This is a genomic window from Youngiibacter fragilis 232.1, assembly GCF_000495435.3.
Classification (GTDB): domain Bacteria; phylum Bacillota; class Clostridia; order Clostridiales; family Clostridiaceae; genus Youngiibacter; species Youngiibacter fragilis.
Map to the genome: position 1 here is coordinate 71,883 of NZ_AXUN02000183.1, position 20,296 is coordinate 92,178.

Here is a 20,296-nt window from a genome sequence, read left to right on the forward strand (position 1 = left end):
AGATCACTGCGATACGGCCCGCCGTACCGCAGTTTTTTTACCAAAAATTTTTCAACATAATATAACCCATCCAGTCTGATATTTCACAATTCTTTCAAATTAAATTTTAATGACCGTTAAATTACTCGAACACAAAATATATATGAACCATAAGGGTTTTCTTCATTCGACAATAATTCTCGATTAACAATAAGTTCACACCAATGGCTTATAAATTTTTTATTTACAATTTAAATTAAGTCCTATTCAAAGAATGTGCATTAATTTATTTTTTCTGGTAGTATAAATTTACCGAAAAAGTGATACTCCGTTAAATCAGGTGCACATTACTTGCTTCCATCGGTGTTGGATATAATTAGATTTAATTTACAGGGGATTCTGAAAATGAAAAAATATAAGATAATATCGGCAGTTCTTTTAATGTCGCTATTGGTTTCATCATGCACGATTGCAGAAAAAAAGGCAGCACCTGCAGCTGATGGTAATCTGAAGGTCTATGGTCAGGAAACCAAAGCCGTACTCAAAAGGCTTCCTTTTGCCCATTATTCCAAGGAAGACAAGGATATGGTACGCCTTCCTGAAAGAGTGAAGCCAGAACCCATTCCCGTAACGACAGAGGTTCTGGCAGCTGAAACTCCGGTTTCTGAGCCAGCTGTAAAGAAAGCTGCAGCGCCAACCGCACCGGTAACGACCGCAGCAAAGAAGAAGACCACAACTGCCCCAGCTCCTGCCCCAGCTCCAGCTCCGGCTCCAACCCCGGCTCCAGCCCCGGCTCCGGCTCCAGCTCCGGCTCCGGCTCCGGCTCCAGCTCCAGCTCCGGCTCCAGCTCCGGCTACACCATCCTACTCATTTCTATATGAGATGGCTGAAGAGGTCGTCAAGCTCACAAATGTAGAAAGATCAAAGGCTGGACTTGCTGGACTTATACTGGATTCATCACTGACATCTTCAGCAAGGAATCATTCTGCCTACATGTTCGAGAACAACGTGTTCGAGCATACTACAGTTTACAATGTCGCTGAGAACATATATAAGAAAGCGTCGACAACGGCTCCTACAGCAGCTACCATTGTAGCAGCCTGGATGGCCTCGCCTGGACATAAGGCGAACATACTCAACCCGGAATACACCAAGATCGGGGTAGGGATAGTGAAGGGCATGCTTTACAGCACAAGTCTGGGAAAAGAGATGCCTACATATTTCGCAACCCAGCATTTCAAAAGATAATAAAATGCATTTATAATGAAATTGCCTTCAGCGGTGACGCTGAAGGCAATTTGTTTTCTGTCCTTCCTTCTGTCTTATGATTACCTGTTTATTAAAGGCTGACCCCGAAATCCTTCCTGAACTTTTCTGCCAGCCTTTCCTGCCAGTCACCCTTCTGTTTGAGCCTTCCGAAGAAAAACCTTAGTATTGCCGGCTCTTCAGTGAACTCAAGGCCGCCTATCAACTCACGGTTCTCATACAGCCAGGTTATCCTGTCTACCGCATACATGACCTGGGAAAGTGTAAATACCCTTCTAGGCAATGCAAGCCTTACAAGCTCCATGTCAGCGTGCTTTTCGTTACCGTCTGCATCCCTGTCTTCCGATACCGTACCTCTCTCCATCCCTCTGATGCCGCCTGCGATGAACAGGGCTGAAGCAAGCGCTCCTGCAGGGTACTCGGACTGAGGTATGTGGCTTACGAATTCCATTGCGTTGATATGGCATCCCAGTCCGCCGCCTGGAGTGATGACTGGTATGCCTCTCTTCTTGAGTTCATTCACCATGAACTGTATGAAATCAGGGCCCTGGCATATCATGTCCTCATCCATGGTCTCCTCGAGTCCTACAGTCAAAGCTTCCATTTCCCTGACAGACATTCCGCCGTAAGTCAGGAATCCCTCATATAGTGTAACAAGCCCCTTCATCCTGTTGAAGAGTTCCCTGTCCCTTGTAAGGATGGCGCCGCCACGAGCACATCCAAGCTTTCTTGCCGAGAAGTATATTATGTCGCAAAGCGAAGCCATCTTCGCGGTTATCTCCCTTATGCTCGAATCCTTGTACTTGTCCTCCCTCTTCTTGATGAAGTACAGGTTATCAGCCAGAAGGCTGGCATCAAGCACAAGGCTTATCCCATTCTCCTTGCATATGGCGCTGACGCCTTCAAGGTTTTCTATCGAAAAAGGCTGACCTCCTATGAGGTTTGTTCCTGCCTCCATCCTTACGAAAGCCACATTGCCCTTTCCGACCTTCTCTATGCTGTTCTTAAGCCTGTCCAGATCCATATTACCCTTGAAAGGCTCATCGCTTGTCGTCTCAAGCCCCTTGTCCGCGATCAGCTCAAGTACGGTTCCTCCATTAAGGTTTATGTGTGCCCTTGTGGTAGTGAAATGGTAGTTCATGGGAACGAACGTACCTTTCCTTACCATGGCCTGGGATATTATGTTCTCGCATGCCCTTCCCTGATGGGCCGGAAGGAACATATCCATCCCGAAGATATCCTTAAGGGTATTTGACAGCCTTGTGAATGTCTCACTTCCCGCATAGCTGTCATCGGCCACCATCATCGCAGCCTGTTGTCTGTCGCTCATGGCATTAACTCCGCTGTCGGTCAGCATGTCCATGAAAACATCCCTGTTCTGAAGAAGGAATGTATTGCTTCCAGCCTCCTGTATCGCCTTGAGCCTGTCTTCAACAGGAAGAAGGTTAAGTTTCTGGACTATCCTTACCTTGTGCATTTCCAGCGGCATCTGATCCATGGTCTTGAATTTTACATTTGACAATTTGAATCCCTCCATTTGTTCCGAAGTTCCACATCAGCTATCATCAAGTACTTATAATAATCATCATCCATATGATCCACCCCCCAGTTATGCATCCTTTAAAGGACGAAAAAACACCCTTTGACATATGTCAAAGGGCGAGTCCAATCGCGTTACCACCTTTTTCGTCCATACCTCGCAGCATGAACCTCATCAGGTACGGTGTTTTCAGCACGATACCCTGGCGCTATAACGGGCGCAATCCGTACTCAGCCTACTCGCCTTACTTTCGGTGAGATGCTCTTGGGATGTATTCAATTGCGGTATCTGCTTGCGCTTCTCATCGTCCAGCTGCTCTCTGTAAGCATTTCCCGCATTTACTTCTTCCCAGTCACTGCATTTATTTAATTATACTCCCTGAAAATATCGTGTCAATATGATTCGATGTATATATGGTCATTTTATTAACCTTTTATTATCATATCAGCAGGTCAAGCAGATCCCTCTTTGATACATTGACAATGAATTCTCCAAGTCCCACATTGTCAAGCACACCTTCAATATCCTCTTCCCTGTGCCTTATGCCTTTCAGGGCATCTTCGAGAAGTGAAATATCCTTGACTCCGAAGAAGTCGCCGTACAGCCTTATTTCACTGATGTATCCATCCCTGGCATCAAGAGTAGCTTCCACAGTGCCCCCTGCAAACTTCATTTCCCTGGTCTGGGAATACTTAGGACTCATGCCGTAATTCCAATCCCAGGTTGAGTATTTTTCATCCTTCAGCTTCATTATCTCCGCGATTTCTTCTTCGGAGTATGATTCTATTTCCATGCCTGAATCCTCCATGATGTGTCTGAATATCCTGTCACGGAATTCCAGGACACTCATCCTTTCAGGCATATGGTCGCTGATATTGGTGATCCTCGAAGCTACTGACTTAACTGCCTTGTCAGAGAACTTAATGTCCCTGGGCTTCAGCGCACCGCTGATATCAGCTTTGACAGATGAAAACAGGAGAGTCCCATGGTGCATTACCCTGTCCTTGTGCTTGCACTGGGCGTTGCCTGAAAACTTCATCCCGTCTATGAGCATGTCATTCCTGCCCGAAAATTCAGAATGGACCCCCATCTGCTCAAGTGCTTCCATGATCGGTTTTGCAAAGCCCTTGAAGTCATTGAAGCTGTCGCCGCCATTGACTATGAACGTGTAATTCAGGTTGCCCAGGTCATGGAATACAGCTCCGCCGCCTGTCTGGCGCCGCACGACCTTTATTCCCCTTTCCTTCACAAAATCAGTATTTATCTCTGAAAGGGTGTTCTGGTTTTTCCCGACTATTATTGCATTGTCATTCCGCCATAGGCTGAAAACTTCATGGCCAGTGTGCTTGAGAAGATACTCCTCAGCTGCCAGGTTGAAATATGGGTCTGTATTTTCATTTAAGATATATCTCATCATATCCTCCTCTTCTGCGGCATCATATGCACTGCATCTCCTGCAAGTCCCATTACAGCCTCGTGCAGCGCTTCAGAAAGCGTAGGGTGCGCATGTATCATCCTCCTGGAAGCCTCAACTCCCTGCCCATTCTCCATCAACAGGACCGCCTCATGTATAAGGTCTGATGCATGAGGCCCCATGATATGAACTCCAAGCAGCTTTCCTCCCCTGTCGCCGAGCACTTTTATAACGCCTTCACCCTGACCCATTGCCAGAGCCTTGCCGTTGGCACCGAACTGGAACTTTGAGACTGTATACTCTGTCCCGGATGCCTTAAGCTGGTCCTCTGTTTCTCCTGCCTGAGCAATTTCAGGGAACATGAATACACAGGACGGTATGATTTTCCCTATGCTCGCTTCATTTCCCGAAATCAGTTCTGCAACATACTCAGCCTGTGCTGAAGCTGCGTGCGCAAGCAGCACCCTGCCATTGACATCCCCTATGGCATAGATACCCTTCACTGAAGTCTCGAAATTGTCATCCGTTATTATTCCCTTCCTGTCATATGCTATTCCAGCCTCATCAAGTCCAAGGCCGCAGGTATTCGGCCTGCGTCCGACAGATAGGAGCACCTTGTCTGAGCTCCTTGTCTCCTCACCCTTCTTCGTTGAATAGGTGACACTAAGCCTGCCGTCAGACACGCATATGCAATTGACAACTGCCGATGTAATGACTTCTATACCGCTCCTTTTAAGGATTGGCGTCAGCCTTCTGACAATCTCGCTGTCAACCATCGGAAGTATCGCAGGCATGGCCTCAAGGACAGTGACTTTTGACCCGAATTCGTTCATGATCCCTGCAAGCTCCATGCCGATCACTCCTCCGCCGATAATTATCAGCTCAGCGGGTATCTCTTCAAAGCCAAGAAGCTCGTCACTCGTAACGACACCTTCAAGTTCTATGCCTTCAATCGGCGGTACAGCTGGTACTGAGCCTGTGGCGATAATCAGTTCATCGTAATTGAGCACCTCGTCAGCTGCCAGGACACTCCCGTCGAGGATCCTTGCCTCGCCATTGACTACCCTGACACCATTTGCTTTCAGAAGCTGTGCAACTCCTGAAACAAGGCTGCCTACGACCTCATTCTTCCTCTCCTGGATCCCTGACGGGTCAATATTAATGGTCCCGTCAAAATGGATCCCGAAGCTTCCTCCGTTCCTTGCTGCATGCAGAGTTTCAGCGCTTCCATAAAGCGCTTTGGTAGGTATGCAGCCCCTGTTGAGACAGGTGCCGCCAAGCCTGTCCTTTTCAATCAGAACGACCTCGTTTCCATGTCTTGAAAGACGGATGGCGGATACATATCCGCCTGATCCGCCACCTATTATGACTATTCTCTTTGCCATCATTCTTCTCTTTTCCATCTGAGCTTCGGACTTCTTGCCGCTTTAACCTCATCAAGCCTTCTGACCGGTGAGTTGTGCGGCGCGCTGTGCAGAAGATCAGGGTTTTCCCGGGCTTCCCTTGCAATGCTCTTCATCGCTGCTATGAACTCATCCATAGTCTCGATGCTTTCCGTTTCTGTTGGTTCAACCATTATCGAACTGTCCACAATAAGCGGGAAATAGATCGTTGGCGGATGGAATCCATAGTCGATGAGCCTCTTTGCAATCTCAAGCGTGGTAACACCCGTGTCCTTGTCCTTGATCCCAGCGAAAACAACCTCGTGCATGCAGGTCTCATCAATAGCGACCTTGTAATCATCCTTCAACATTTCCTTGATGTAATTCGCATTAAGGACTGCACTCGTTGAGGCTTCCTTAAGCCCGTCCGACCCCATGCTCAGTATGTATGAATAAGCCCTGAGCACAACACCGAAATTGCCGAAAAAGTTCTTTATCCTGCCTATGGACTGGTCTATGACATAATCGAGGCGATACTTGTCGCCATTCTTCGCCACGACAGGAACCGGAAGATGGCACGCCAGATTAGCCTTGACTCCTACAGGCCCTGAACCGGGTCCGCCTCCGCCATGGGGTGTTGAAAAGGTCTTATGTAGGTTAAGGTGAAGAACGTCGAAGCCCATGTCTCCAGGCCGTGCAATCCCCATTATCGCATTCATGTTGGCTCCATCATAGTATAGCAGCCCACCTGCAGCATGAACGAGCTCAGCCAGCTCAGTGATATTCTTCTCGAAAAGACCCAGGGTGCTTGGATTTGTAAGCATCAGGCCTGCAGTCTCATCGGAAAGGACCGCCTTCAATGCCTCTATGCTCACTGAGCCGTCCTTCATCGAAGGTATCTCCACAGCTTCGAAGCCTGCTACTGTGACAGATGCCGGATTTGTGCCATGTGCAGAGTCAGGGACGATTATCTTCCTTCTCTTCGTGTCATTCCTGACCTCATGGTACTTCTTTATGATCATGAGTCCGGTAAGCTCGCCATGTGCACCAGCTGCAGGCTGCAGGGTGAACGCATCCATACCTGTGATCTCCTTCAGGGCTTCCTGTGTCCTGTACATTACCTCAAGGGCACCCTGTACCGTAGACTCATCCTGAAGGGGATGAAGCCTGGAGAATTTGGGGTTTGAAGCCATATCCTCGTTTATCTTGGGATTATATTTCATCGTGCAGGACCCGAGTGGATAGAAACCTGAATCTATAGAGTAGTTCTTCTTTGAAAGAAGTGTATAGTGCCTTACCAGGTCCAGCTCGCTGACTTCAGGAAATTCTATCTCATCTTTCCTGAGATAGCCTTCCGGGAGGTATTCTGATACGTCGATATCTTCCACATCCAGAGCAGGAAGTGAATATGCTTTTCTTCCCTTCTTTGAAAGCTCGAATATAAGCTTCTCGTAAGCCATCTACTCCACCCCCATGATCTCGACAAACCTGTCGATTTCAGCTTTTGTCCTGGTTTCAGTCACCGCGACCAGCATTACATTTCCATCGGAGTTGCCGGCGCCTGATATATCAAGTCCTCCAAGGATTCCATTTTCCAGGAGCCTTCTGTTGAGTTCCGCTGCACTCATATCACAAACCAGCGCAAATTCACAGAAGAATGGCTTCTCATGGAGCAGTCTGAATTTACCTGTATCCACAAGCTTCCTGCATGCGTAATGGGCTTTCTTGAATGACTGAAGTGCAACCTCACGTATCCCCTCCCTGCCCATCGCCGCCATATATACGGCAGCTGTTATCGAATTCAGGGTCTGGTCGGAGCATATGTTTGATGTGGCCTTCTCACGTCTGATGTGCTGTTCCCTGGCCTGCAGAGTAAGTACAAAGGCACGCTTTCCATCGATATCCGTAGTCTCCCCCACGATCCTACCCGGAAGTTTTCGCATGACCTTTTCAGAGGCTGTCATGAATCCAAGGACAGGTCCTCCGAAATTCATGTTCTGTCCAAGTCCCTGGGCTTCTCCCACTACAATATCGGCCTTAAGTTCACCCGGGCTGGTGAGTATCCCCAAGGATACCGGGTCGGTGTTTACGATAAGAAGCGACTTGTTTCCGTGCACCGCTTCCTCGATCCCCCTGATATCCTCGATGATCCCGTAATAGTTCGGATACTGCACTATAAGTCCTGCGACGCTGCCATCAAGCTTCATTTTCAGTTCTTCGGCATCTGTTTCCCCGTTTTTCTCCCCGACAAATTCAAGGTCAACATTCCTGAACTTCAGGTAGCTTGAGAGCACCTCCCTGACCATCGGATTTACGGTCATGGAAACCAGAACCTTCGGTCTTCTGGCATGCACCGAGGCGAGGATAGCTGCTTCTGCAGAGGATGTCGCCCCGTCATACATGGACACATTTGACACGTCCATACCAGTAAGGCTGCAGATCATAGACTGGTATTCGAATACGCTCTGGAGCGTTCCCTGGCTTATCTCAGGCTGATATGGGGTATAGGCAGTGTAAAATTCGCTTCTTCCAACAATATGCTTTACTGCTGAGGGTATGTACCGGTCATAGGATCCTGCGCCCCTGAAGCAGACAAGGTCATCTGCACTGAGGTTTTTCCCCGCCATTTCTCCTATCTCCCGTCTGACCTCTATTTCAGATTTCGAATGCGGCAGCTCCAGGTCCCTCTCAAGTTTCACACCATCCGGGATAGACCCGAATAGCTTCTCCGTACTGTCAATCCCGATGACTTCAAGCATCTGCCTCATGTCTTCGGTAGTGTTCGGCAAATAACGGTGCATCATTAATCCTCCTTGGCGATGAATTCCTCATATGCCGCCTTGTCCAGCAGCTCCTGCAGCTCTTCCTCGTCTTTAAGCTCAACTACCACAAGATGGTTCTCGTAGGGTGCTGCATTGATTATTGCAGGGTCTTCCACAGAATCCATGTTGACTTCAAGTATTGTTCCAGTTACAGGCATCAGAATGTCTGACGCTGCCTTTACTGACTCGATTACACCAAGGTTCTCATCCATACCGATTTCAGTTCCCACCTCCGGGAGCTCCACATATACTATCGCTCCAAGGGCATGCTGAGCAAAATCGGTGATTCCGATATACGCCTTTCCATCTTCTAACCTGACCCACTCATGGTCCTTTGAATAATAGAGTCCGTCTAATACTATTGACATGTCACTCTCTCCTTTTATCATTTATTTTCAAGAAACTTCCTGCTTGTGACTACTGCTTTCGCAGCCTTGCCTCTAACCTCAATGTAGATTTCAGTGCCAAGCCTGGAATACGCTGCATCAACCAGTGCAAGTCCGATAAACTTATCAAGCGTCGGCGACTTGTATCCTGTTGTAACTGTTCCTATAGTCTTTCCATCTGCAGTCACAGGGTAGCCATGCCTCGGTATCTTCTTCTCGACCATTTCGAATCCTACGGTCTTTCTGGATACTCCTTCAGACTTTTGCCTTGCAAGAGCTTCCTTTCCTATGAAACTCTCCTTGTCAGTCTTCACAAAGAATCCATAGCCGGCTTCAATTGGACTGACTGTATCAGACAGCTCATTTCCATAAAGCGGAAGATTGGCCTCAAACCTTAAGGTATCCCTTGCCCCAAGACCTATCGGCTCGATTCCAAGGCTGATTATCTTGTGATACAGACGAGGTGCATCCGCATTGTCAAGATAGATCTCAAATCCGTCTTCACCTGTGTATCCAGTCCTTGATACCATGCACTCTATGCCGTCTACAAGCACTTTATGGTCCGCATGGAAGAACTTTATCGAATTAAGGTCCTTTCCTGCTATAGGCTGGAGAATCTCCTGTGCCTTTGGTCCCTGGACTGCCAGCTGAGACACCTTATCCGAAATGTTTTCGATTTTAACGTCAAATCCACTGCAGTTTGAGAGTATCCACTGATGGTCCTTTTCTATGTTTGCAGCATTAACTACCAGGAGAAAATCATCTGCCGCGAATCTGTATACCAGGATATCATCAACTATGCCTCCATCTTCCCTGCAGAGGAACGTATAGAGTACCTGGTTGTCCGACAGCTTACGTGCATCGTTGGTTATCAAATAGTCCGTGAACGCCAGGGCATCGTTGCCCTTCACTGTTATCTCGCCCATGTGGGATACGTCGAATATCCCCGCGCCTGTTCTGACTGCCTGGTGCTCTTGAAGGATACCCTTGAATTCGATGGGCATATACCAGCCAGCAAAATCCACCATTCTGGCCCCGTATCTGCCATATTCCTCAGAGAGCGGTGTTCTCTTCAATGTGTCCACTTCATACCTCCTTGTGTTTATCTTGCCTACACTAATATCATACCATTTATTCAAACGTATTCAACGATTCATTGTAATCAGTTTCACGAGAGCCATTAAAAACTTTTTCGCTCGAAATAGATGTATTTGATGGAAGGACACATAGTGACAAGCTCCAGAATTCTGACGTAATTATCAACAATCATCGGGTCTTCAATCCGTACTTGGATAAGAAAGCCATAACATACATTCAGCTTGTTTTTCTGGTCTTCATTCCTACCTCCATTATATTTCCTTTTCATGTGAACAAAGAGTGAAAGTTAAGAGAACCTTCTGTTAGCTTGCCAAATTTTATCAGATTATTCGCTATACTGGGTTCATGAAAAGAGAGGTGAAGCTAATTGAAATACAATATTCTAATAGGCGGAGCAGCGGGACAGGGTATGGAGACTTTAAGTTCCCTGCTGGCAAAGCTCCTTCAGAGAAAGGGTTACCATGTGTTCACTCTTCAGGACTACATGTCAAGAGTCCGCGGCGGCCACAATTTCTTTCAGGTACGCTTCGGGGACGAAGAGGTGAAGTCACACAGCGAGGAGCTGGACGGTATAATTGCGCTTAACGATGAAACGTTGATACTCCATTCAGCGAGGCTTAAGGAAACAGGATTCATTATCTGCGACGATGAGGTCACTTCAGATGATCCAAGGAAGATATCAGTACCTGCAAAGCGTCTTGCAGCAGAATCAGGTAACCCCAGGGCAGCCTCGTCTGTACAGCTTGGAGCGCTTGCCGGCCTGTTCGGTCTTGATGACCTTCATCTGGACACGATCCTTTCAGAAAAGTTCGATGAGAAGGTCGCAGGGGAAAACCTTGCAGCATTCCACAGGGGCCTGACCCTTACCAGCAAGAAGTTTGAAATGGGCAGAGGCCTGCTTGAAGGACAGATGCTTATCCACGGGAACGACTCGATCGCCCTTGGAGCGCTGGCAGCTGGCATGAAGTTCTACAGCGCTTACCCCATGACCCCGTCAACATCAATAATGAGCTACCTTGTCAAAAGGGCAAGGAAGGCGAAGATCGTCGTTGAGCAGGCTGAGGATGAGATAGCTGCGATAAACATGGCGATTGGAGCCTCCTATGCAGGTGCAAGGGCGATGACAGGAACATCAGGCGGCGGATATTCACTAATGGTCGAGGCTGTAGGTCTTGCCGGAATAACCGAGACGCCACTTGTCATAGCTGAGATCCAGAGGCCCGGACCTGCCACAGGGTTGCCTACGAGAACCGAACAGAGTGACCTGAGGTTTGTCATAAGCTCTTCACATGGTGAATTCCCGAAGATGGTCATTGCCCTCAGGAACCCACAAGATGCCTTCTATCAGACAGCAAGGGCATTCGACCTTGCAGACAAGTACCAGCTTCCTGTGATAATTCTTGGGGACCAGTACCTTGCAGACTGCACCAGGACTGTAGGTCCCTTTGACGTAAGGTCAGTGGAAGTCAACAGACATATTGCCGATCCGGCCCCTTACAACGAAGGCGAGACCTACAGCAGATACAGGATGACGGACTCAGGAATATCCCCCAGGCTTATCCCTGGCGCAATTCCAGGAACAAGTGTCAACTCGGACAGCGACGAGCATGATGAGAACGGCAGCATAACCGAATCGGCTGAAGTGAGGATCATGATGGTTGACAAGAGGGACAGGAAATTCCAGCTGCTTAAGGGTGAAGTGCAGGAACCGGAATTCACAGGCACTGGCAATCCGGATATCCTCCTGGTAGCCTGGGGCAGCCTTGACAGCCCTGTGAAGGAAGCCCTGGACATACTTAATGGGGATTCTGATTTAAGCTTTGGCGCCCTGGTTTTCGGGGACATATGGCCTCTTCCTCAGAGGCTCCTGCTTGATAAGGCTCATAACGCCAGGAAAGTGGTGAACGTTGAGCAGAACCATGACGGTCAGCTCGCTTCACTCATCATGCAGGAGACAGGACTAAGGATGGATCACAGCATACTCAGATATGATGGAAGACCAATGTCCGGCTCAGAAATCGCAGCCAGGCTGAAGGAGGCTTTGAAATGAAATCAAAAAAGGAATTCATAACCTTTGACACCGCATGGTGCCCTGGATGCGGAGATTTCGGCATACTGGAGGCATTGAAGGAAGCTCTTCCCGAGCTTGGTCTCAGCCCGCACGAGGTGCTTGTAGTAGGCGGAATCGGTCAGGCTGCGAAGCTCCCCCAATACATCAACACCAACGGATTCGAGGGACTTCACGGCAGGGCACTGCCACCGGCTGCGGCGGCAAAGATAGCAAACAGCAGCCTGACCGTGATAATAGATACAGGAGACGGTGATTCCTACGGGGAAGGCGGGAACCACTTCCTTCATAACATCAGAAGGAACGTCAACATGACCCACTTCGTCCACGACAACCAGATATACGGGCTTACAAAGGGCCAGGCATCCCCTACCTCCGACCTTGGGTCAGTCACTGATTTCACTCCTGAAGGAGTCACAAACCAGCCGCTTAATCCCATGCTGACAGCAATAGCCCTGGGCTGCGGCTTCGTGGCAAGGTCCTTCTCAGGCGACAAGGAACACCTTAAGGCTATGATGAAGGAGGCAATAAGCTACAATGGCTATGCACTCCTTGACATACTGCAGCCATGTGTGAGCTTCAATAAGGTCAACACCTACCAGTGGTACAAGAAGCGCGTGTATGCGCTCGATGATACCTATGATCCGGGTGATAAGGCAAGCGCCCTGGTAAAAGCCATGGAATGGGGCGACAGGATCCCGACAGGCATAATCTACAGAGAGGAAAAGCCCTCATATATGGACCACCTTCCTCACCTGCATGACATGCCCCTATACGCAAGGGAAAGGGAAACAGAAGCGATAGAAGGCTTCATAAGAGAATTCATCTGAAAGCACAGCCTGCATATCATATCGATATGCAGGCTGTTTAAATCCAGGATATATTGCTGATCATTTCAATCTCTATTACTCATGCAGGCTGGTCTTCCGCATTCCTGCTTATCCTTGCGAGATAGGCAACAACAGCACATGACACAAGCGAAACTGCGGCAAGCACCCTGAAGAGCACGAACACTCCCGTAGATTCGATTATCTGACCTCCGAACATGTTGCCTAGGAAATTCCCGAAAACCGTCATTGCTCCAAACACCGTCATCGCCGTCGCCTTCATGTTGGCAGGCACTATGCTGTTCAGATAATGCATTGATGAAACCATGTACAAGGCGAAGGAGATACCCTGCACAAGCTGTACAGCCATCACCGTCATGAAGTTATCCAGGGTCGAGACTATGAAGAACCTTCCTGCATATATGACTCCGGATACCAGGAGCATCCTTAGTGGTCCGTATTTCACTATCAGCCTGTCACCGTTGAAGAAGAAAGGAAGCTCCACCATAGCGATCAGGAAGCTCATAAGTCCTACGTGTGACAGGTTTCCTCCTGTAGATATCATGAGCACCGGCAGATAGGAATTGTTGCTTCCAATGGATATGTTGAGCACTCCAACAGCAACCAGGAAAAAAATCACTCTCCGGTCACCCAGGACCCCGCCTACATCCTCCATTCTAAGCGGAGCATGCGAATTCCCCCTGCCTGACCTGATACCTGAAAGGATCAGAACACCCACCAGAGACAGTGCCCCAAACACCCAGAATATCCTGGATACACCTGCCATCGTGACAAATTGCCCCATTGCCAGTGCACCTACTGCAAATCCGAAAGAACCCATGAGCCTGAACCTGCCATACTGCATTCCCGGATTATCCTCTGCAAGCTCGTATACCAGTGAATCAAGCACCATTGCCGCAGGACTCTGGAAAAATACGAATATGAGCATGACTGCGAGTATGGATGCGAAGGTGTAAGCTCTGTTGAAGCCAAGTGCAGCGGCAGTCGCTCCAAGCAGAAGCACCATGAGTGTCCTCCGCTTGCCAAGCAGCTTGTCTGAGACATACCCCCACATGGGCTGTACCGCAACACCCGTTATTGAAAATACCGCAAGAATTATTCCTATCCTTCCAAAATCGAGACCCTTCCCCTGAAGATAAACAGCGATGAATGGCAGAAACGCCGCGAGCGAGGCAAAATAGACGATATAGTATAATTTCAACCTGTTCTCAAGCTTCCTGTGTTCCATCATTTATCCCCTTTGCTACTTCTCTCTACCCTTCCATTATATCCCCAAAATCGTTTTCTTCTCTCTTTTTTCAATTCCTGAAACAATAAAGGCACAGTCCATACGAACCATGCCTTAAATCCTAATACTTGTCGAGTACCCTCTTAAGGAATTCTCGTGTCCTCTCATGGGATGGATCATTGAATATCTTTTCAGGATGACCTTCTTCCACGATGACTCCATTGTCCATGAATACCACCCTATCGGCAACCTCCCTGGCAAATCCCATCTCATGGGTTACCACAAGCATGGTAAGCCCTGATTCTGCGAGCTCCTTCATGACCTTGAGGACCTCTCCTACCATTTCCGGGTCAAGCGCTGAAGTCGGTTCGTCAAACAGCATGACATCAGGTTCCATGGATAAGGCCCTTGCTATCGCCACCCTTTGCTTCTGTCCGCCTGACAGCTGCCTCGGCTTTGCATTCACATATGCATCCATTCCTACCACGGAGAGATACTTCAGGGCGACCTTTTCAGCCTCCTCCTTGCTTCTCTTTAATACCTTCATCTGGCCCACAGTGCAGTTAGCCAGCACATTGTGGTTGTTGAAGAGATTGAACTGCTGGAACACCATGCCGAGCCTTGTCCTGTACATGTATATGTCATGCTTGTCATCGAGGATGTTCTCCCCGTTGTATATTATCTCTCCTCCCGAGGGTTCCTCAAGGAGGTTTACGCATCTTAGAAGGGTTGACTTTCCTGAACCTGAAGCTCCTATTATACATACGACTTCGCCCTTGTTTACCGAGAAGTCTATGTCCTTCAGCACTTCATTGGCTCCAAAGCTCTTCCTGAGATGCTTTATCTCTATGACTTTAGTCATCTGGTTATCCTCCCTTACTGTCCATGGCTTTTTCTTGCCATATCCTCGGGTCTTTCGACCTGCATCTGGTTACCGCTGAGGTTGAAGTTCTCCGGACCATCCATCAGCCTCTCGAGGAACCTAAGTATCCTGGTGACAGAGAAGGTCATGATGAAATAAAGGACGCAGGCGACCGCAAATGACTCAAAGTATCTGAAGTTATTTCCTGCAACTGACTTCGTCTGGAAGAACAGCTCAGATACGGCAATGACATTAAGGACCGAAGTATCCTTGATGTTAATTACGAACTCATTTCCTGTAGCAGGCAGTATATTCCTGATGACCTGAGGCAGTACGACATTCATCATCGTCTGCACATGGGTCATTCCAACTGCGCTTGCTGCCTCGAACTGGCCCTTGTCAATCGAGACAATGCCACCTCTTACTATCTCGGCCATATAGGCACCGGTATTGATCGAGACTATGAAAATACCCGCTGCAAGCTTGTCCATGTCGATTCCAAAAGCCTGCGCTGACCCGTAATAGATTACCATGGCCTGGACTATCATCGGGGTTCCCCTGAAAAATTCGATATACCCTGAAAGAAGGCCGTTTGCAACCTTAAGGATAGCTCGACGCGGTCCCCTTTCCGGGATCGGTATGGTTCTGATTATCCCTATCAGAAGTCCTATCAGGGTGCCAAGTATCGTTCCGATTATTGAAATGTACAGAGTTACCCCTGCTCCTCTTAAAAACATGGGGCCGTTAGAGACTATAATTTTTTGCACCCATTCAAGACTCATATCCATTCTCCTTATTGCATGGGAAAACCGACTGGCTCAAAAGCCGTCGGTTTTCATGTTTGTTATTGTGCGGCAGGCTGGTTCTTTATTGCAGCATCCATGATGCTTATCCTGTCAGTCTCTGAGATCTTTGAAAGTATCTCATTGATTTTTGAAGTGAGGTCATATCCCTTCCTTACTCCAACTGCAATTGCCGTATCATCCGCTGATGTTACGAAACCTTCAGTGAAGTCAATGAATGTGAAGTTCTCATTAGCTGAGCTTGCGCTCACGCCTTCAGGCCTTTCAGATACATACCCGTCTATGATTCCAGATTCGAGGGCAACCCTCATCGCCGGGAAATCACTCATTGCAGTCTCTTTCTTTACTCCAGGAATCTGGTCAATTACGCTGTAGTGGAAAGTATTCAGCTGAGCGGTGACCTTTGCTCCGGTGAAATCCTTGAGTGTCTTGGCATTCTCATATGCTCCACCCTTCTTCACCACCATTATCAGATCCGACTTGTAGTAGTTGTCAGAGAAATCTATTGTCTTCTTTCTTTCTTCAGTAGGTGACATTCCCGCAATTATAGCATCTATCTTGTTCGATGTAAGCATCTGGACAAGTCCGTCCCATTCAACCTTTACTATGACAAGCTCCTTGCCAAGCCCTGCGGCTATCTTCTTAGCGATCTCCACATCGTATCCACCGGCATACTCAGAAGCTCCATCTATCTTTACAGCCCCGTTTTTGTCATCCATCTGTGTCCAGTTGAAAGGTGCATATCCTGCCTCCATTCCTACCCTGAACTGATTTGAAGTGTCAGTTTTCGAAGCGCATCCTGCAAGTACAGAAACAGCAAGTACAAGAGTCAAAAGGACTGAACCTAGTTTTCTTCCCATATCAACAAATCTCTCCTCTATCTTTACATCGGGTATAAGCCTTTCCCATGCGAAATACCCGCATTAATGTGTAATTTTAACATTAAAACAGCTTCTTTTCAAGTGCTATTGTATAACTATCAAATTATCTGAAGATTTATGCATTTCAACATTACGAGCGCGTGCTTCATGGTTTTCTCTCTTCATTTAAAAGGCACCGGCAATACTGTGCTTTTGGGAGTGAGGCCTTTAAGACGAGTTTTTATTCCAGATATTTGCTTTCGATGTTTTTCCGGCTTATGGTCAGCAGTCGTAGTGCATTAGACTCATTACCAGAACGTTCAAGCTCCTGTCATGGTATCTGTCTTGTCTTTCAGTAAACTCATTGCCGCCTGAATAAAATTACTGTTATGGCAAATTCATGGGAAACTTGATCCTACGGAAAGAAAAAAGCCCCAAAGGGCTTGATTCTCAATGGTACGAGTAAGTCTGTAAGCCGAGTTCTGTATTAAACAGTCATCTATCTAGGCCGTATATTTCTATACGGCTCAAGCGGCGCACCCGGGGACGGAACGGGCAGCTCCAAAAGTCCCTCTATTCGGCCTTGCTCCAGGTGGGGTTTACATAGCCACAAAGTCGCCAATGTGCTGGTGAGCTCTTACCTCGCCTTTCCACCCTTGCCCCGCTTTCGCGTGGCGGTATCTCTCTGTTGCACTTTCCTTAAGGTCACCCTCACTGGGAGTTACCCAGCACCCTGCCCTATGGAGCTCGGACTTTCCTCTCCTGACAAATGTCAGCAGCGACTGTCTGGCTTACTCGCTTTGTCATGATATCAGATAAAATCATTTTTGTCCAGTATATATCGAGTATGGGTCCTTCTCGGTTTCACTGAAGAATATGGGTACATTCTTCTTTGCCGTAATCTCCGTTGAAATCCCCTTCATTATGAGGTTGAATACTGCCCTTTCAGAGGAGAAATGCCCTGGATCCACTACGCATATGTCCATTTCCTCAAGCTCAAGCACTTCATGGTAGCTTGTATCTCCCGTGAGGATGCAGTCAGCCCTCATCTCTATCGCCTGTCTGAAAAAGCTCTGACCGCTGCCGTTGATTATCGCTATCCTCTTGAGCTTCTTGTTAAGCCTTCCTGAATACCTTATATTGTCCGTACCAAGGATCTCCGCAGTCTTCTTGAGGAAGCCTTCAAGATTAAGGATGCTTCTTACGTATACCAGTCTTCCGATTCCGCTGTCGTAGTCGAATTCACACTGCTCCATGATGTCGATTTCCTTGAATCCGAACATCCTTACCAACCTGTCATTCATCCCGTTTTTGACGGAATCCAGATTGGTATGTGCTGAGTATACGCTTATCCCGTGTTTTATCAGGTCAATCACCTTTTTCCCCTGCACAGTTCCTGTAGTGATGCTGGAAGGTTTGTTGAACATCATCGGGTGATGTGAAACTATGAGGTTTGCGCCCTTGTCACGGGCCTCCTCTATCACCTTAAGAGTTGTATCCAGTGAAAACAGGATACCCTTAACCTCCGCGGCCTCATCACCAACCATGAGGCCCACGTTGTCATAACCTTCCCTGTATAGCACAGGGGCATGGGATTCCACGATTCCTATGACATCTCTGACAGTCAAAGCCATTTCTCAATCTCCTTCAACTTGAATATTTTTTGTTCCAGGTCCGTTTTTTTCGTCCTGGCGTTGTCCGAATTCAAATCGAGCTTCAAAATTATGTTTTCTGCCTCCCTGAGCTTCTCCCTGATGAATCCGGAAAGAAGCGGATGTCCGTGCTTCAGCAGATAAGGGCTTACCTCATATCCAATGGGTGTATCCATTTGTTCGGATACATTGGCCGTGTATCTTGCCATGATATATTCGTAGTATCTCCCATCAACTTCCATAACCAGGTCCTCGGATAATATCTCGTATGGCCCTGTATAAAGGTATTCCCTGATAACCTCCGGATTCTGGGCCGGCTGTATGATCAGATAATCCAGATTTCTTACAACATCCATGGAATCCATCAGTATATCCCTGACAAGGTTGCCTCCCATTCCAGCAATTACTGCACCGTCCACCTCCCTGGGTTTTACGGTTTTAAGTCCACTGCCGATAGCTACCCTTATCCTGTCAGACAATCCCTCATCGCGGATATTCATCTCAGCTATTTTCAGCGGACCCATCCTTACATCGGAAGCAATTGCCCTTTCAGCCTTTCCAGCCTTGATGACACCTATAGGTACATAGCCATGGTCCGTTCCCACATCGACCATTGCAGTGCATTTTGGAACCATCTCTATGAGCCTCGCTATTCTTCTGCTTATATCCATATATATCCTCACATTTTGACTTTGACTATATTTTACCACACTAGTACCGGAATTAGCACATTAACCATCAAAACCATTATTGCCAGAGTCATGGCCAATGGAGCATAAAGAAGCCTGTAATAGTATATGGTGTCGATCTTCTTGTAATACCTGGAGATTACTGCGGCTGCAGCAAGAATAACAGCATTCAGGCCACTGAACCAAATGTGGTTCCGGAGATATGCTTCTGTCGGCATGAATGATGTGCGCTTACCGCCTGAAAAAACCTCCGGCACGTATGGCGGCAGAAATCCGGCACTCTTTGCAAGAAGGGGCAGTACAGCAGCCAGAACGAGAACTATGCACACATACCTGAGGAGTTGGCGGAATCGCCTTTCACTCCACGCGTGGTCGAAGCTCTTGTTGTATTCAAGCTTTTCAACCAGAGGCACGTTCAGGTCGTCCATATGTGCTGAGAATGCCAGGGGGGCTTCCGGTGAGATTCCGAATATTCCAAGGTCTGTCCCAATATAGATGGAGTTTCTGGAGCTTGTTATGTACATCTTCACGTTCCCGACACCATCCACATAGGATGAGCCGATATAGTATTTGCGTACGATGTATCCCATGAGACCAGTCTTGCTTATGAGCGTTATCCTTCGCGTGTATCCCCTGATGCTGTTTACGGGTATCACTTCATGGACCAGCCCGAACAAGCCTTCTATATGCAAAGCGTCATTTGTCAGCCTGTACTGTAGTGTCCTTACGAGGGTAACAAAATATGCTCCCATGATTACCGATATGAACATCAGCATGGCAAAGACAGTTTTCAGGACTGGAATCCCGGACATGTTGAACAGAACGGAAAAGAACGCCAGTGCCGCAATAGAGGCAATAAGCATCGAATCTCCCATGCTGCTGCTTTCAGCCTTGTATACCATGAAATCAGTCCTCCCTTCTACTCACACTGATTGAACAAAATCGCTACGCGATAGTTCCTTAACTCAATTCTATACTTATGCCTCTTGAATTGACAGAGGCTTTTTTTACGCAAAAAAATAGTAGTTTAATCCCCATTGTTGGTTTATTGTGGAATCACGACAAACTACAAATAACCTAAAGGAGGACAACTACTATTTGTACGCCTATGTTACCATATTTGGTCAGATTCAACAACATTACCTTTGAAATTTTGTCCTTGCCCCCCAGACCTCCTCCTAAGCGCTTACGAACCATTTTCACTGCGCTTGATTGAAAGGAGTTACCTATGGACAAGATCACGATAGAAAACTATGTATCTCAACTGGACCATTACCTGGAGCTCAGAGACCTGACAAGCAATACCAGGAAAAGCTACCAGTCTTTCCTCAGGTCCTATCTTGAATGGCTGGACTTTATGGGAATCAACCCTGTCGAAGCCTCCTACAATGACATTCGG

General features: G+C 47.6%; 17 protein-coding genes and 1 other RNA gene. 3 read left to right on the forward strand and 15 right to left on the reverse strand.

Features of this window, described 5'->3' with window-relative positions:
* Positions 1 to 384: 384 nt before the first annotated feature.
* Positions 385 to 1,227: a CAP domain-containing protein gene (locus T472_RS11930; protein ID WP_023387588.1), complete on the forward strand. Its 843-nt coding sequence runs from the start codon at positions 385 to 387 to the stop codon at positions 1,225 to 1,227.
* A 91-nt stretch (positions 1,228 to 1,318) separates the two neighbouring features.
* On the opposite strand, the gene T472_RS11935 is transcribed toward T472_RS11930, so the two are convergent.
* The 7 genes from T472_RS11935 to gcvT all read right to left on the reverse strand — a co-directional run bounded on the left by T472_RS11935 (position 1,319) and on the right by gcvT (position 9,874).
* Entirely contained in the window at positions 1,319 to 2,767 is a 1,449-nt protein-coding gene (locus T472_RS11935) for a tryptophanase (RefSeq protein ID WP_023387589.1), read from the reverse strand.
* 457 nt (positions 2,768 to 3,224) lie between these two features.
* On the reverse strand, positions 3,225 to 4,199 hold the full coding sequence (gene lplA, locus T472_RS11940) for a lipoate--protein ligase (protein WP_023388020.1): 975 nt from the start codon (positions 4,197 to 4,199) through the stop codon (positions 3,225 to 3,227).
* Positions 4,199 to 5,602: a dihydrolipoyl dehydrogenase gene (gene lpdA, locus T472_RS11945; RefSeq protein ID WP_023388021.1), complete on the reverse strand. Its 1,404-nt coding sequence runs from the start codon at positions 5,600 to 5,602 to the stop codon at positions 4,199 to 4,201. Before lpdA ends, lplA begins: the two co-directional genes overlap by 1 nt.
* On the reverse strand, positions 5,584 to 7,041 hold the full coding sequence (gene gcvPB / locus T472_RS11950) for an aminomethyl-transferring glycine dehydrogenase subunit GcvPB (protein ID WP_023388022.1): 1,458 nt from the start codon (positions 7,039 to 7,041) through the stop codon (positions 5,584 to 5,586). The genes lpdA and gcvPB overlap by 19 nt, the downstream gene beginning before the upstream one ends.
* Complete coding sequence (gene gcvPA, locus T472_RS11955) at positions 7,042 to 8,382, reverse strand: aminomethyl-transferring glycine dehydrogenase subunit GcvPA (RefSeq protein WP_040907478.1); 1,341 nt, start codon at positions 8,380 to 8,382, stop codon at positions 7,042 to 7,044.
* Positions 8,383 to 8,384: 2 nt separating this feature from the next.
* Positions 8,385 to 8,771, reverse strand: a complete 387-nt coding sequence (gcvH, locus tag T472_RS11960; RefSeq protein ID WP_023388024.1) for a glycine cleavage system protein GcvH — start codon at positions 8,769 to 8,771, stop codon at positions 8,385 to 8,387.
* Positions 8,772 to 8,788: 17 nt separating this feature from the next.
* Positions 8,789 to 9,874: a glycine cleavage system aminomethyltransferase GcvT gene (gene gcvT, locus T472_RS11965; RefSeq protein WP_023388025.1), complete on the reverse strand. Its 1,086-nt coding sequence runs from the start codon at positions 9,872 to 9,874 to the stop codon at positions 8,789 to 8,791.
* A 380-nt stretch (positions 9,875 to 10,254) separates the two neighbouring features.
* Between gcvT and T472_RS11975 the strand changes: the two genes are divergently transcribed.
* Together T472_RS11975 and T472_RS11980 are read left to right on the forward strand one after the other, a co-directional pair.
* Entirely contained in the window at positions 10,255 to 11,937 is a 1,683-nt protein-coding gene (locus tag T472_RS11975; protein ID WP_023388026.1) for a 2-oxoacid:acceptor oxidoreductase subunit alpha, read from the forward strand.
* Positions 11,934 to 12,785 (forward strand): 2-oxoacid:ferredoxin oxidoreductase subunit beta, encoded by an 852-nt coding sequence (locus tag T472_RS11980; protein WP_023388027.1) that lies wholly within the window; start codon positions 11,934 to 11,936, stop codon positions 12,783 to 12,785. The genes T472_RS11975 and T472_RS11980 overlap by 4 nt, the downstream gene beginning before the upstream one ends.
* 79 nt (positions 12,786 to 12,864) lie before the next feature.
* On the opposite strand, the gene T472_RS11985 is transcribed toward T472_RS11980, so the two are convergent.
* The 8 genes from T472_RS11985 to T472_RS12015 all read right to left on the reverse strand — a co-directional run bounded on the left by T472_RS11985 (position 12,865) and on the right by T472_RS12015 (position 19,799).
* Positions 12,865 to 14,031: an MFS transporter gene (locus T472_RS11985; RefSeq protein WP_023388028.1), complete on the reverse strand. Its 1,167-nt coding sequence runs from the start codon at positions 14,029 to 14,031 to the stop codon at positions 12,865 to 12,867.
* A 121-nt stretch (positions 14,032 to 14,152) separates the two neighbouring features.
* Positions 14,153 to 14,893, reverse strand: coding sequence for an amino acid ABC transporter ATP-binding protein (locus T472_RS11990; protein ID WP_023388029.1), 741 nt, complete (start codon positions 14,891 to 14,893; stop codon positions 14,153 to 14,155).
* 14 nt (positions 14,894 to 14,907) lie between these two features.
* Positions 14,908 to 15,675 carry an amino acid ABC transporter permease gene (locus tag T472_RS11995; protein ID WP_023388030.1) on the reverse strand — a complete coding sequence of 256 codons (768 nt, stop codon included), beginning with the start codon at positions 15,673 to 15,675 and terminating at the stop codon, positions 14,908 to 14,910.
* A gap of 62 nt (positions 15,676 to 15,737) precedes the next feature.
* The gene (locus tag T472_RS12000; protein ID WP_023388031.1) at positions 15,738 to 16,556 is read right to left on the reverse strand and encodes a transporter substrate-binding domain-containing protein; all 819 of its coding nucleotides are present in this window, start codon (positions 16,554 to 16,556) and stop codon (positions 15,738 to 15,740) included.
* A 455-nt stretch (positions 16,557 to 17,011) separates the two neighbouring features.
* Positions 17,012 to 17,354, reverse strand: an RNA gene (gene rnpB / locus T472_RS12020) — RNase P RNA component class A.
* 23 nt (positions 17,355 to 17,377) lie between these two features.
* Positions 17,378 to 18,190: a Nif3-like dinuclear metal center hexameric protein gene (locus T472_RS12005; protein ID WP_023388032.1), complete on the reverse strand. Its 813-nt coding sequence runs from the start codon at positions 18,188 to 18,190 to the stop codon at positions 17,378 to 17,380.
* Entirely contained in the window at positions 18,181 to 18,879 is a 699-nt protein-coding gene (locus tag T472_RS12010; RefSeq protein WP_023388033.1) for a tRNA (adenine(22)-N(1))-methyltransferase, read from the reverse strand. Before T472_RS12010 ends, T472_RS12005 begins: the two co-directional genes overlap by 10 nt.
* A gap of 32 nt (positions 18,880 to 18,911) precedes the next feature.
* Positions 18,912 to 19,799: a PH domain-containing protein gene (locus T472_RS12015; RefSeq protein WP_023388034.1), complete on the reverse strand. Its 888-nt coding sequence runs from the start codon at positions 19,797 to 19,799 to the stop codon at positions 18,912 to 18,914.
* Positions 19,800 to 20,296 lie beyond the last annotated feature (497 nt).